General features: G+C 69.0%; 11 protein-coding genes. 2 read left to right on the top strand and 9 right to left on the bottom strand.

Annotated elements, in window-relative coordinates; all coding sequences use genetic code 11:
* Window position 1: 1 nt before the first annotated feature.
* From ABD785_RS30095 to ABD785_RS30070, 6 genes are all read right to left on the bottom strand, one after another.
* Entirely contained in the window at window positions 2-931 is a 930-nt protein-coding gene (locus ABD785_RS30095) for an ABC transporter ATP-binding protein (protein ID WP_344835146.1), read from the bottom strand.
* Window positions 928-2,469: a glycoside hydrolase family 13 protein gene (locus ABD785_RS30090; protein WP_344835144.1), complete on the bottom strand. Its 1,542-nt coding sequence runs from the start codon at window positions 2,467-2,469 to the stop codon at window positions 928-930. Before ABD785_RS30090 ends, ABD785_RS30095 begins: the two co-directional genes overlap by 4 nt.
* A 55-nt stretch (window positions 2,470-2,524) precedes the next feature.
* The gene (locus tag ABD785_RS30085) at window positions 2,525-3,406 is read right to left on the bottom strand and encodes a carbohydrate ABC transporter permease (protein WP_344835143.1); all 882 of its coding nucleotides are present in this window, start codon (window positions 3,404-3,406) and stop codon (window positions 2,525-2,527) included.
* Window positions 3,403-4,335 carry a carbohydrate ABC transporter permease gene (locus ABD785_RS30080; protein ID WP_344835142.1) on the bottom strand — a complete coding sequence of 311 codons (933 nt, stop codon included), beginning with the start codon at window positions 4,333-4,335 and terminating at the stop codon, window positions 3,403-3,405. The genes ABD785_RS30085 and ABD785_RS30080 overlap by 4 nt, the downstream gene beginning before the upstream one ends.
* A 63-nt stretch (window positions 4,336-4,398) precedes the next feature.
* Window positions 4,399-5,793, bottom strand: coding sequence for an ABC transporter substrate-binding protein (locus ABD785_RS30075; RefSeq protein ID WP_344835141.1), 1,395 nt, complete (start codon window positions 5,791-5,793; stop codon window positions 4,399-4,401).
* Window positions 5,794-6,004: 211 nt separating this feature from the next.
* The gene (locus ABD785_RS30070; protein WP_344835139.1) at window positions 6,005-7,057 is read right to left on the bottom strand and encodes a LacI family DNA-binding transcriptional regulator; all 1,053 of its coding nucleotides are present in this window, start codon (window positions 7,055-7,057) and stop codon (window positions 6,005-6,007) included.
* Between the two features lie 282 nt (window positions 7,058-7,339).
* Here ABD785_RS30070 and ABD785_RS30065 point away from each other — a divergent pair, with 282 nt between their 5' ends.
* Window positions 7,340-8,179, top strand: coding sequence for a hypothetical protein (locus ABD785_RS30065; protein ID WP_344835138.1), 840 nt, complete (start codon window positions 7,340-7,342; stop codon window positions 8,177-8,179).
* 154 nt (window positions 8,180-8,333) lie between these two features.
* Here the strand turns inward: ABD785_RS30065 and ABD785_RS30060 are convergent, their stop codons facing one another.
* On the bottom strand, window positions 8,334-9,215 hold the full coding sequence (locus ABD785_RS30060) for a sigma-70 family RNA polymerase sigma factor (RefSeq protein WP_344835137.1): 882 nt from the start codon (window positions 9,213-9,215) through the stop codon (window positions 8,334-8,336).
* Window positions 9,216-9,278: 63 nt separating this feature from the next.
* Here ABD785_RS30060 and ABD785_RS30055 point away from each other — a divergent pair, with 63 nt between their 5' ends.
* Entirely contained in the window at window positions 9,279-10,028 is a 750-nt protein-coding gene (locus ABD785_RS30055; protein WP_344835135.1) for an SDR family oxidoreductase, read from the top strand.
* A gap of 125 nt (window positions 10,029-10,153) precedes the next feature.
* Here ABD785_RS30055 and ABD785_RS30050 read toward each other — a convergent pair whose 3' ends face one another.
* Window positions 10,154-12,979 carry a vitamin B12-dependent ribonucleotide reductase gene (locus tag ABD785_RS30050; RefSeq protein ID WP_344835134.1) on the bottom strand — a complete coding sequence of 942 codons (2,826 nt, stop codon included), beginning with the start codon at window positions 12,977-12,979 and terminating at the stop codon, window positions 10,154-10,156.
* A 151-nt stretch (window positions 12,980-13,130) separates the two neighbouring features.
* Entirely contained in the window at window positions 13,131-13,592 is a 462-nt protein-coding gene (gene nrdR / locus ABD785_RS30045) for a transcriptional regulator NrdR (protein ID WP_344835133.1), read from the bottom strand.
* Window positions 13,593-13,738 lie beyond the last annotated feature (146 nt).

The following is a 13,738-nucleotide window of genomic DNA, read 5'->3' as shown; positions in this document are numbered from 1 at the left end:
CTCACTCCACCAGGCTTCGGCCGGTCAGGGTCAGGAAGACGTCCTCCAGGGTGGCCCTGCGGACCAGCGAGGTGATCGGCGAGACCGCGCGGCCGTGCGCGGCGGCCAGCGCCCGCTCACCGTCGTCGGCGTAGAGCAGCACCCGGTCGGGCAGGACCTCGAGCCGTTCGGCGATCCCGCCGAGCTTGTCGGCTGCTGCCTCCTGCTCGCCCGGAGCGAAGCGCAGTTCGAGGACCTCGCGGGTGGAGTGGGCCTCGATCAGTTCACGCGGCGAGCCCTCCGCCACGAACCTCCCCTGGTCCATCACGGCGATCCGGTCGCAGAGCTGCTCGGCCTCGTCCATGTAGTGGGTGGTCAGGACGAGGGTGACCCCGTCCTGCTTGAGGCGGAACAGCCGGTCCCACAGCACGTGCCTGGCCTGCGGGTCGAGGCCCGTGGTCGGCTCGTCCAGGAGCAGGATCTCCGGTTCGTTGATCAACGACCGGGCGATCGTCAGGCGGCGCTTCATGCCGCCCGACAGGGCCGACACCCGGTCGTCGAGCTTCTCGGTGAGCTGGGCGAACTCCAGCAGCCGGGCGGAGCGCTCCCTGATCTCGGGGCGCCTCAGCCCGAAGTACCTGCCGTAGATGTAGAGGTTCTCCGCCACGGTCAGCTCGTCGTCGAGCGTGTCCTCCTGCGGGACGACGCCCAGCCTGGCCCGGATCCGGGGACCGTCCGCGACGGGGTCGAGCCCCAGCAGGGAGAGCGATCCGCCGGACGGCCGGGACACGCACGCGATCATGCGCATGGTCGTCGACTTCCCCGCACCGTTCGGGCCGAGGAAACCGAAGGCCTCGCCGCGCCGGAGTTCGAAGGAGATGCCGTCGACGGCCGTCAGGCCGGTTCCGTGGATCTTGGTCAGTGCTTCGGCGCGGACGAGGACGTCGGTCATCGCAGCCACACCGCCGTGTCCGGTGGCAGGAGGGCGCCGTCGAGCTGGCCGCTGGCCAGCAGCACCTCGCCCTCGAACGGCACCGCGACCTGGGACAGGTTCACCACGACCCGGACGCCGTTCTCGCGCCGGAAGGCCAGCACGTCCCCCTCCGACGGCAGCCAGCTCATCGAGCCGTCGCCGAGCTCGGCCGAGCGGATCGCCAGGCCCTGCCGGTAGAGGGCGAGCATCGAGGACGGGTCGGCGTCCTGCGCCTCGACCGTCAGGTCCTTCCAGTCCGCCGGCTGCGGCAGCCACGGGTCGCCGTCGCCGAAGCCGAACGGGGCCTCTCCGCCCGACCACGGGAGCGGGACCCGGCAGCCGTCGCGGCCCCGGTCGGTGTGGCCGGAACGTTCCCAGATCGGGTCCTGCAGCAGGTGGTCAGGAAGATCCTCGACCTCGGGCAGCCCCAGCTCCTCCCCCTGGTAGACGTAGACCGAGCCGGGCAGCGCCAGTGACAGCAGCGCGGCGGCGCGGGCGCGGCGGGTGCCGAGGACCGGATCGGTCTCCATGCCGTGCTTGCGGTCCTCGTGCGAGAAGGACGTGTCGGTCCGGCCGTAGCGGGTCGGCGGGCGGGTCACGTCGTGGTTGGACAGCACCCAGGTCGCCGGGGCGTCGCCGAGCGTCGCGAAGGTGTCGTCGATGACGGCCCTGAGCGCGGGTGCCTCCCACGGCGCGCCGAGGAAGGGGAAGTTGAAGACGGTGTGCAGCTCGTCCGGGCGCAGGTAGCGGGCCAGCCGCTCGGCGTCGGGGAGCCAGACCTCGCCGATCAGCATCCGGTCGGCGTAGCCGTCGGACAGCCGGCGCCAGGCGCGGTAGACGTCGTGGCAGGCGTCGCGGTCGGTGTAGGGGTCGAGGCCGTCGGGCTCGGCGTCCGGGTCCTTGATGAGGACGGCCGCCGAGTCGATGCGGATGCCGTCCACGCCCCTGTCGAACCAGAAACGGAGCACGTCGAGGAAGTCCTGGTGGACCTCGGGATGGGTCCAGTTGAAGTCGGGCTGCTCCGGAGCGAACAGGTGGAGGTACCACTCGCCGTCCGGGACCTGCGTCCACGCGGGGCCGCCGAAGATCGACTGCCAGTCGTTGGGCGGCCCGTCGCCTGTTCCCGGGCGGAACCAGAAGCGGGCGCGCTCCGGGGAGCCCGGTGCCGCTGCGAGCGCCTGCCGGAACCAGTCGCTCGCCACGGACGTGTGGTTCGGCACGACGTCGATGATCACGCGTATGCCCAGGTCGTGGGCCTCTTCGATGAAGGTCTCGGCCTCGCCGAGCGTCCCGAAGGAGGGCTCGATGTCCCGGTAGTCGGCCACGTCGTAGCCGCCGTCGGCCATCGGCGAGGGGTACCAGGGGTTCAGCCAGATCGCGTCGATCCCCAGCTCTGCGAGGTAGGGCAGGCGGGCGCGCAGCCCGGCCAGGTCACCCACACCGTCGCCGTTACCGTCGGCGAAACTCCGCAGGTAGACCTGGTAGATCGCGGCTCCCCGCCACCACGTTTCGGGCATGCTGACGCACTCCTTATTGCAAATGGATTGGATGACTGCTTTGGGAGGAGGTGGATCAGCCCTTCAGGCTTCCGGCCGTGAGTCCGGCCATGATGTGCCTTTGGAACAGGAAGAAGACCAGGATCGTCGGCACGCTGGCGATCACGAGTCCGGCCGTGAGCGTGGTCTGCGGCATGTTCGCCGAGGAGTGCACGAGGCCGACGCTGATCGTCATCTTGTCCGGGTCGGACAGCGTGATCAACGGCCACGCGTAGTCCTTCCAGACCGCGACGACCGTGAAGATCGACACCACGCCCAGGATGGGGCGCGAGATCGGCAGGATGATCGACCACAGGATCCGGAACGCCGACGCGCCGTCGAGCTGGGCGGCCTCGAGCAGATCCGTCGGGATCGAGTCGAAGAACCGCTTGAGCAGGAAGATGCTGAAGCCGTTGGCGACCGCCGGGAGCCACAGGGCCCACGGGCTGTTCTGCAGGTCGAGATGGACGATCGGGACGTCCTTGATGGTCAGGTAGGCCGGCAGCAGGATCACCAGCGGCGGGATCATCAGGGTCGACAGCATCATGAACAGCACGACGTTGCCGAACACCGGACGCAGCTTGGACAGCGCGTAGGCCGCCGCCACGTCGAAGCCCAGCGAGAACGCCCAGGCGCCGCCCGCGTAGTAGATCGTGTTGACCAGGTACCGGTCGAGGTTCATCAGGTTCCAGGCGTCCTTGTAGGACTGGAAGTTGAAACTCGACGGGAAGTAGGTCGGCGGTACCTTCGCGAACTCCTCGCCCGACTTCAGCGCCCCGGTGACCATCCAGTACAGCGGGAAGACGAAGACGGCGGTGAAGAGGACGACCATGAACACGACGGTCGCCCAGTAGATCCGCCTGCCCCAGCGCGAGCTGAGCTGGAGCGGCGAGACGATGGTCCGGTTGACGGAGCTCACTTCTCCTCCCGGGAGATGCGCAGGTAGGCGGCCGAGAAGACCAGCAGGACGAGCATGAGCATCACGCCGAGCGCGCTGCCGCCGCCGTAGTTACCGAAGTTGAAGGCGTACTGGTACATCAGGTACACGACCGAGACCGTGGCGTCCTCGGGCCCGCCGCCGGTCAGCAGCATCGGCTCGATGAACACCTGCATGGTCGCGATGATCTGGATCAGCAGCATGACCAGCAGGATCAGCCGGGTCTGCGGGATCGTCACATGCCAGATCCGGCGGAAGATGCCCGCCCCGTCCAGTTCGGCGGCCTCGTACAGTTCCGGCGGCACCGACTGGAGCGCCGCGAGGTAGATCAGGGTGCCGCTGCCGAGGTTCATCCACGTGCTCACGATCACCAGCGAGATCAGCGCGGTGTCCGTGGAGTCCAGCCAGGCCAGGGTCGGCAGGTGGAACAGGTCGAGGATCTGGTTGAACAGCCCGGGTCCCGGGTCGTAGAACCACTTGAACAGCAGCACGGAGACGGCCGGCGGAAGCATGACCGGCAGGTACACCACGAAGCGGAGGTAGCCGCGGGCGTGGCGCAGCTCGTTCAGGACCAGGGCGATCACGAACGGGATGATGTATCCGCACAGCAGGGCCAGCAGGGTGAACATCGCGGTGTTCTTCCAGGCCGGCGCGAAGGCGGAGTCCTGGAAGACGTCCGTGTAGTTCTGCGTGCCGACCCAGACCGGCGGGTCGACGAAGTTGTTCTCCTGGAAGCTCAGGATGATCTCGCGGATCATCGGATACCAGGAGAACAGCGCGAAGCAGATCAGCGCACCGCTCAGGAAGCCGTAGGCCGTCAGGTTGTCGCGGACCTTCCGGCCCCCCTTGCGGGGCTTTCTCTCCACCACCTCTGGCACGGGGCGGAAGTCGTTCTTCTGCAGAACCGTCATGGTCGTCCTCATCGGGAGGGCCCGGAGGCGCGGTTCGCGCGCCTCCGGGCGTCCGGTGCTCTGTTACTTGGTGCGGGCGAGAAGGGTGTTGACCTTCTTCTCCGCGTCGCTCAGGAGCTTGGCGATGTCCGCGTCCTTACGGGTGAGCACGGCCGACATGACCGTGTCGAGGATCGCGTAGACGGCCTGCGCGTTCGGGGGCTCGGTCCGCGGGGTGATGCCGACGGAACCCTGGATGTAGGGCGAGAAGTTCTCGGTCGGAACGGTGCTGTACTGCTTGGCCAGCTCCTGCTCCTTCTGACCGGTGGCGTTGGCGCCCCAGAGGATGTTCTCCGGGATGCCGACCGGGCGTCCGCTGGTCTTGTTGCGGGCGTAGTCGAACTGGCCCTGGCCGAGGGTGAGCTCGTGGAAGTCGAGCCACATGACGGCGGCCTTGATCTCGTCCGGGGTCGCCTTCGGGTTGATCATGTAGCCGTCGCCGCCGAGCAGGGAGCCCTGGGCCTCGGGGAGGGTGGTGACGCCGATGTTCTTGGGGTCGGCGCCGAAGTTGTTGAACGTCTCGGTGACCACGTCAGGGGCGCCGATCATCATGCCGAGCTTGCCGGAGCCCATGAGCTTCATGAGGTCCTCCCAGCGGTACAGCTGCTTGGTGCCCATGCTGTCGTCGGTCCAGCGCATGTCCTTGAGGTTCTGCAGGACGGCCTGGCCCTCGGGGGTGTTGAAGGCGGCGGTCTTGCCGTCCTCGGACACGACGCTGCCGCCGCGGCCGTAGATCGAGGTGGTGAAGTGCCAGCCGCCGGTGTTGCCCGCGGAGTACTCGCCGTAGCCGATGGTGCCGTTGCCGAGACCGGCGATCTTCTTGGCGGCGTCGCGGACCTCGGCCCAGGTCTTGGGCGGATTCGCCGGGTCGAGACCGGCGTCGGTGAAGAGCTTGCGGTTGAAGACCAGGCCGGTGGTGTAGGCCTTGCGCGGCAGGCCGTAGGTCTTGCCGCCGGTGTCCTGGAAGGCCTTCATGAACAGCGGGTTGACGTCCTTCACGGACTGGAGGCCCGCGATGTAGGGCGTGATGTCCGCGGCCTGCTTGTTGTTGATGATCCGCTGTGTGTCCGTGTAGTAGACGTAGTACGCGGTGTCCATCTGACCGCCGGCCAGCTTCGCGTTGAACGTCTCGGGGACGATGCAGGGGAACGCGTCGTCACTCTTGATCGTGATGTTCGGGTGCTGCTGGGTGAACTTCGCGATGTCGGCGTCCCAGTCGGCGCGGAAGGCCTTCGCCGTCTTGGGCGGGGCGCACCCGACGGAGATCGACACCTTGGTGTTCGGGTCGAGCGGAGCGACCGCTTCGGCCGTCGCGCCCGCCGCGGGCTTCTTCTCGTCCTTGCTGGACTTGGCACCACAGGCGGTGGCGGTGAGGGCGAGTGCCGCGGTGAGCAGCACCGCCACAGGACGGGTTCTCATCTGTTGTTCCTCCTGGGGGCGATTGCGAGAAACATACAGAGACGGGCATCACACGGCAAGACCTGAACAGATCTACGCAAATTTGCGACACAAGATCGCACGAACGCAGTGTGACGCCAGTTTTCGCAGCTAGAACGCAAGAAGCCGCCGCCCGGGGCCGGGCAGCGGCTTCGTAAGGAATCGATTCAGAAGCGAAAAGTAGCCGTCACAATCACGTAACAGGGGTGCGCGCCGGGGCGGTGGAGCCCCGGACGACGAGCTCGGGCTCGTACAGGAGCTCCTCCCCCGCCTCGCCCGCGACGGCGCCCCGCTCCATGGCGTTGACCAGGATCGCGACGGCCGCCCGTCCCATGGCCTCGATGGGCTGCCGGACGGTCGTGAGCGGCGGATGGGTGCAGTTGATGAACGCCGAGTCGTCGAAGCCGACCACGGACAGGTCCTCGGGCGCGGACAGGCCGGCCCGCCGGATCGCCCTGATGGCCCCCAGGGCGAGGATGTCGGAGGCGCAGATGACGCCGGTGAATCCGTTGGCGATGATCCTCGACGTCACCGAATGGCCGCCCTCTATGGAGAACATCGCGTGCTCCACGGCGTTGTCGGGCACCTTCATCCCGGTCCGCTCGGCGATCTGGCGGAACGCCGCCAGCTTCCGCACGGACGGTATGTGGTCCTCGGGCCCCAGCAGGAGCGCGATCCGCTCGTGCCCGAGCGAGGTGAGATGGGTGAACGCCTGCTCGACGGCCACCGCGTCGTCGGTCGACACCCGCGGGAAGGTGAGCTCCGGCACCGCCGCGTTGACCAGGACGACGGGCAGGCCCAGCTCCATCAGCCGCAGGTAGTGCTCGTGCGGTGAATCGGTCTCCGCGTAGTGCCCTCCGGCGAACACCATCCCCGAGACGTGCTGGTCGACGAGCATGTCGACGTAGTCGGCCTCCGACAGGCCGCCGGCCGTCCTGGTGCACAGCACCGGCGTGAAGCCCCGCTGCGCCAGTGCCCCTCCGATGACCTCGGCGAGCGCCGGGAAGATCGGGTTGCCCAGTTCGGGCAGGACCAGCCCCACCAGCCTGGCCCGTTCGCCCCGCAGCTGCGTGGGCCGTTCGTATCCCAGCACGTCGAGTGCCGTGAGCACCGCCGCCCGCGTGGCGTCGGAGACCCCCGGCCGCCCGTTGAGCACCCGGCTGACGGTGGCCTCGCTGACCCCGACCTTCTTCGCGACCTCGGCCAACCGCCGAGTCTTCGCGTTCTCCCCTGCAGGCTGACTCATCGCGCAAGCATACGACGCCCTCACGAAATTTGCAGACAATCTTGCACCCAGTCAACTCAAGTCACGGCCTCCGGGTCGGCGCCGCTTGCGCAATCGGCGTCGAGGCCCTTGCCCGCAGGGGCTCCCGCGCCCGGGACGATCGTCCGGTGCGCGGCCCGTTCCATCCGCCCGCCGGACGGGACACCGCATGCCGGTGACACATGGTGACAGTCTGGACGCGGAATGTCGTACCGGGTGCGTAGCGTTCGGAGAGCCCGGAGAGTCCGGGCGGAAGGAGCCGTGATGCCCAGGAAGAACGGCGCGCCCCACCGGCGCGCGAACGGCGTCATCTCGGCGGCGCTGCCGGTGCTGTGCCGCGAGGCCGACCTGCTGACCCTCGCCGCCGCCTCTCCCACCCGCGCCTACCCCTCGCACCGCGGGTACCTCGGCGCCCTGGCATTAACGCTGACGTCCCTGCGCCGCACCGGAGCCGAGATCCACCTCTACCCGCTCGACCCGGCCGACTTCCTGCAGTTCTGCCGCGAGCTCGACCTCCCGCCGGACGCCCCCGACGCCCGCACCGCCTACGCCACCGAACCGCGCCTGCTCCCCCCGCTGCTCTACCGGGGCGAGCCCCTGCCCGAGGTCCTGCACGCCCTCCAGCATCTGAGGGACGACGAGCAGACCCTCCTCGCCGCCGACTCCCTCCTCATCGCCGAGGCCGCCAACGAGGCCGAACTGTCCTGGATGCGCACCCGCGCCACCGACTTCGCCGCCGCGACCCTCCCCTCCCTCCTCAAGGCCGCCGGCCCCGGCCGCCACACCCTCTCGATCCACCTGGGCCCCCTCAGCGCCCACACCGTCGCCACTCTCTCCCCCGAACCGCCCTTCTCCCTCCTCCAGCCCTCCCCCGAGGCCTTCTGCGACCTCCTCGGCACCGCTTATGTCCTCGCCGACCCCGCCCTGGTCACCCTCCGCACCCACCACCCCGACCACCCCGTCCTCCGCGGCTGGCAGACCACCGCCCAGGGCCTGGTCCCCCTCACCCCGGCCCAGCTCCGTACCGCCTACAACGCCCACGCCCCCACCCCCGCCGACCCGTCCCTCACCTTCAAACCGGCCCACCCGCTCCCACCCGCCTGACCCCACCCACCCGCCTGACTCCGCCCAGCCGCCTGACCCCTCCACCCACCTGTCCCTGCCCGGGGAGCGGGCCGGGCCCTCTCCCCGGCCCGTCCGTGAGGCCCCGCCCCTCCCGGAACCGGATGGTTCCGGGAGGGGCACCGGTGCGGAGGGCTCAGGCGAAGGCGGTGAGGTCCAGGGCGTCGAGGCGGTCGGGATCGGCGAGGACGTCGATGGAGAGGATTCTGCCGTTGACCACCGAGAAGGCCATGATCGAGAACGGGCGGCCGTTGATGATCACGACGGCGCCGGGGGTGCCGTTGATCAGGGCCGGGTGCATGTACTGGGCGAGGGTGCGTGCCCTCGACGCCTGGGAGGCGACCGTGCCGGGGCCGCGGAGCACGACCGTCTGGGCCGGGCGGGCGGTGCCGCCGTCGGAGCGCAGGACGACGTCCGGGTCGAGGACGGCCAGCAGCGCGTCGAGGTCGCCGTTCCTGGTGGCGGCGAAGAACGCGGCGACGACCTCCCGCTGGAGCACGGGATCCGGATCGGGTGCGGGAGCCTGCTCCCGCACCCTGCGCCGGGCCCGGCTGGCGAGCTGCCGGGTCGCCGTGGGCGTCCGCTCGACCAGTCCGGCGATCTCCTCGAACGGCACGGCGAACATGTCGTGCAGCACGAACGCCACCCGCTCGGCCGGTGCCAGCGTCCCCAGCACCACCAGGAGGGCCAGCCCGACCGAGTCGGCCAGCAGTGCCTCGTGCTCCGGATGGCCGCCGTCGTCGCGGCCGATGATCGGATCCGGCATCGACACCTCGAGCGGCTCCTCGCGCCGCTGCTCGCGCGAGCGCAGCACGTTCAGGCAGACGCGCCCCATGACGGTCGTGAGCCATCCGCCCAGGTTCTCGATCTCACCGGCCCCGGTCCGGCTGAGCCGCAGCCAGGTCTCCTGGACGGCGTCGTCGGCCTCGCCGACCGAGCCGAGCATCCGGTATCCGATCGACCGCAACCGCCCCCGGTGCTCCTCGAACAGACCCGCCAGAACATTCTCTTCGCTCAACCCGTCACGTTCCCCACGCCCCGCGGGTCATCAGGCCAGACCCTTCGAACTCAGGAGAAGATCATGGCACTCATCCTGGTCACCGGCGGCACCGGCACCCTCGGCACCCATGTCACCCCGCTGCTGCGCGCCGCGGGCCACGACGTCCGCGTCCTCACCCGCACCCCTCGGGAGGGCGCGGGATATGTCACCGGCGACCTCGTGCGGAACGAGGGACTGGCCGAGGCCGTCGCCGGAGCCGAGATCGTCCTCCATCTCGCGGGCGGTCCCAAGGCCGACGACGTGGCCGCCCGCCACCTGGTCGCCGCCGCGCGGGACGCCGGTGTCGCGCACCTCGTCCACATCTCGGTCATCGGCGCCGACCGGGTGCCGCTGGCCTGGCTCAGGACCAAGCTGGACGCCGAGCGGGCGATCGAGGATTCGGGGATCCCCTGGACGATCCTGCGCGCCGCCCAGTTCCACGACCTCCTGTTCAAGGTCGTCGCGAAGATGGCGAAGCTGCCCGTCCTGCCCGTCCCCGGCGGCCTCCGCTTCCAGCCCGTCGACGCCCGCGAGGTCGCCGCCCGCCTGGTCGAGCTCACCCTGGGCACCCCGCAGGGCCATGTCCCCGACCTGGCGGGCCCGAAGCTCTACACCCTCCCCGAACTGGCCCGCCCCTACCTGGAGGCCCGGGCCAAGCGCCGTCCGAGGCTCCCCGTCCGCATCCCCGGCAAGGCCGGGCGCGCCTACCGCGAGGGCGCCAACCTGACCCTGAAGGGAGCGACCCTCGGAGAACGCACCTGGGAGCAGTACCTCACCGACCACGCCGCCTGACCCGTGCGCCAGTCCCATGAGAACGCGAAAGGGGATCCGGACGGATCCGGATCCCCTCATGTCACAGCGCCCCTCAGGGCACCGGACCTAGCTCTGTCCCAAAGCCGGCTGCCTTGAAACGGACCCTAGCTGCAGCCGCTGGTGCTGCCGCAGCCTTCGCAGACGTAGCAGGAGCCCGCGGGGCGCATGTTGGTGCCGCAGGTCATGCAGAGCGGGGCGTCGGCGGTGCGGCGGCCGTGGGACTCGGTGGCGTCGACGCGGGCCGACGGCACCGGGACGATCGGCAGCGACGGCTTCTGCTCGATCGGAGCCGACTGCCCGAGGATGTCGAGCTGCTCCTCCACCTGGTTGTGGAGGGAGGCGGGGTCCTCGCCCGCGGCCTGCAGGGCACGCTCCTCCGCGGAGAAGATGCCCAGCTCGGCGCGCGACTCGAAGGGCAGGTGGTCGAGCGCCAGCCGGCGGAAGATGTAGTCCATCATCGAGCTGGCCATGCGGATGTCCGGGTCGTCGGTCATGCCGGCCGGCTCGAAGCGCATGTTGGTGAACTTGTCGACCCAGGTCTCGAGCGGGACGCCGTACTGGAGGCTGATGGAGATCGCCATGGAGAAGGCGTCCATCACACCGGCCAGAGTGGAGCCCTGCTTGCCGAGCTTGAGGAAGACCTCGCCGAGCTCGTCGTTCTCGTACGTCGAGGCGGTCATGTATCCCTCGGCGCCCGCGACGGAGAAGCGGGTGACGGTGGCCGAGCGCTTCTTGGGCAGGCGCTTGCGGACCGGGCGGACCTCGGCGGGAGCGGCGGCGGCGACCGGGGCGGAGACCTCGGCGGCGACCGGCGCCTCCTTCTTCTTCGCGACCGACAGCGGCTGGCCGACCTTGCAGTTGTCGCGGTAGATCGCGAGAGCCTTGAGGCCCATCTTCCAGCCCTCGAAGTACACCTTCTCGATGTCCTCGATGGTGGCGCTCTCCGGCATGTTGACCGTCTTGGAGATCGCGCCGGACAGGAACGGCTGGGTCGCCGCCATCATCCGGACGTGGCCCATCGGGCTGATCGACCGCTCGCCCATCGCGCAGTCGAACACCTCGTAGTGCTCGCGCTTGAGGCCGGGGGCGTCGACGATGTGGCCGTTCTCGGCGATGAACTCGACGATCGCCTCGACCTGCTCGGCCTGGTAGCCGAGCTTGCGCAGCGCCCGCGGCACCGTGTGGTTGACGATCTCCATGGAGCCGCCGCCGACCAGCTTCTTGAACTTCTTGAGCGCCAGGTCGGGCTCGATGCCGGTGGTGTCGCAGTCCATCATCAGGCCGATGGTGCCGGTCGGCGCGAGCAGCGAGGCCTGCGCGTTGCGGTAGCCGTTCTTCTCGCCCAGCTTGAGGCAGTCGGCCCACTCGCGGGTGGCCTCGGCGTGGATGGCCTTGTCGATCGCGTCGATCGTGCGGATGTCGTCGTTGGCCGCGGCGTGCTTGCGCATGACCCGCTTGTGGCCCTCGGCGTTGCGGGCGTAGCCGTCGTAGACGCCGACCGCACCGGCGAGCTCGGCGGACCGGCGGTAGGCCGCGCCCGTCATGAGCGAGGTGATCGCGGCGGCGATGGAGCGGCCGCCCTCGGAGTCGTAGGCGTGGCCGCTGGCCATGAGCAGGGCGCCGAGGTTGGCGTAGCCGATGCCGAGCTGGCGGAACGCGCGGGTCGTCTCGGTGATCTTCTCGGTCGGGAAGTCCGCGAAGGTGATCGAGATGTCCATCGCCGTGATGATCAGCTCGGTGAGCTTCACGAACGGGGCGATGTCGAAGGAGTTGTCCGGCTTCAGGAACTTCAGCAGGTTGATCGACGCCAGGTTGCACGAGGAGTTGTCCAGGTGCAGGTACTCCGAGCAGGGGTTGGACGCGGTGATGCGGCCCGACTCCGGCGAGGTGTGCCAGTCGTTGATCGTGTCGTCGTACTGGACGCCCGGGTCGGCGCACTCCCACGCGGCCTGCGCCATCAGGCGGAACAGGTCCTTGGCCCGGATGGTCTCGATGATCTCGCCGTTGAGGCGGGCGCGGAGCCCGAACTCGCCGTCGCTCTCGACCGCCCGCATGAACTCGTCCGAGACGCGCACCGAGTTGTTCGCGTTCTGGTACTGCACGGACACGATGTCCTTGCCGCCCAGGTCCATGTCGTAGCCGGCGTCGCGCAGGGCGCGGATCTTGTCTTCCTCGCGCGCCTTGGTCTCGATGAACTCGGCGATGTCGGGGTGGTCGACGTCCAGGACGACCATCTTGGCCGCGCGGCGGGTCGCGCCGCCCGACTTGATCGTCCCCGCGGACGCGTCGGCGCCGCGCATGAAGGAGACCGGGCCGCTGGCGGTGCCGCCGGAGGACAGCAGCTCCTTGGACGAGCGGATGCGGGAGAGGTTGACCCCGGAGCCGGAGCCCCCCTTGAAGATCACACCCTCTTCCTTGTACCACTCCAGGATCGACTCCATCTGGTCGTCCACGGAGAGGATGAAACAGGCGCTGACCTGCTGCGGGGACTTCGTGCCCACGTTGAACCACACCGGTGAGTTGAAGCTGAACACCTGGTGGGCGAGCGCGTACTTCAGCTCGTGGTCGAAGATCTCGGCGTCCTCGTCGGACGCGAAGTAGCCGTGCTCGACGCCGGTGCGGGTGTAAACGTCCACGACCCGGTCGATGAGCTGGCGCAGCGAGGACTCGCGCTGCGGGGTGCCGACGGCGCCCCGGAAGTACTTGGTGGTGACGATGTTGGCGGCGTTGACCGACCAGAAGCCGGGGAACTCGACGCCGCGCTGCTCGAAGTTGACGGACCCGTCACGCCAGTTGGTCATGACGACGTCACGACGCTCCCAGGTGATGTCGTCGTAGGGGTGCACGCCCGGCCGGGTGAAGATGCGCTGCATCTTCAGCCCTTTGCGTGGTGCCTTCCGCCGTGCTGTCCCGCTGACGGTCTCCGTCATAGTCTTCCCCCACTCCCGGGTCCCTCCCGCAGGACCCACAATGCGTACACATGACTGATAACGCCCGATCGAGCGTGCCGGACGGGCGGCCGGACGTTCGGGGCGTTTTTATGATGCGCTCGCGGTAGTTACAGCACTCGCGCCGGCTTCCTCATTCCGGCGGCGACGCTGACACCCTCCGCAGGGCGTCGATCTCCTTCTCGAAGTCGTCCAGCGACTCGAAGCCCCGGTAGACCGAGGCGAATCGCAGATAGGCGACCTCGTCGAGCTCCTGCAGGGGTCCCAGGATCGCCAAGCCGATCTCGTGGGACTGGATCTCGGCGGCGCCGGTCGCCCGGATCGCCTCCTCCACCTTCTGGCCCAGCAGAGCCAGCGCATCCTCGTCGACCGGACGGCCCTGGCAGGCCCTGCGCACACCGGCGATGATCTTCTCCCGGATGAACGGCTCGGTGACCCCGCTGCGCTTGGCCACCATCTGGAGCACGCTCTCCTGCGTGGTGAATCGTTTGCCGCACTCCGGGCACGAGCGGCGGCGCCGGATGGCGGCCCCGTCCTCGGTCGAGCGGCTGTCGATGACCCGGCTGTCGGTGTTGCGGCAGAACGGACAGTGCATGCTCCCTCTCCCTCTTCCCCGGTGTAGACCGTTGGTCAACGCTCCGCCACGAGAACACAACCTGTGGCGAACTACATCTGTGTAAGTACTAGATGTTGTGGTCCAAACCTAGGGCTCCGCCACTCCCTACGCAAGCCGAACGAGGG

This window comes from Actinocorallia longicatena, assembly GCF_039534125.1.
In the GTDB taxonomy this organism is placed as follows: domain Bacteria; phylum Actinomycetota; class Actinomycetes; order Streptosporangiales; family Streptosporangiaceae; genus Actinocorallia; species Actinocorallia longicatena.
Note: the sequence above shows the minus strand (reverse complement) of the source record. Positions and strands in the feature narration are given on the sequence as shown.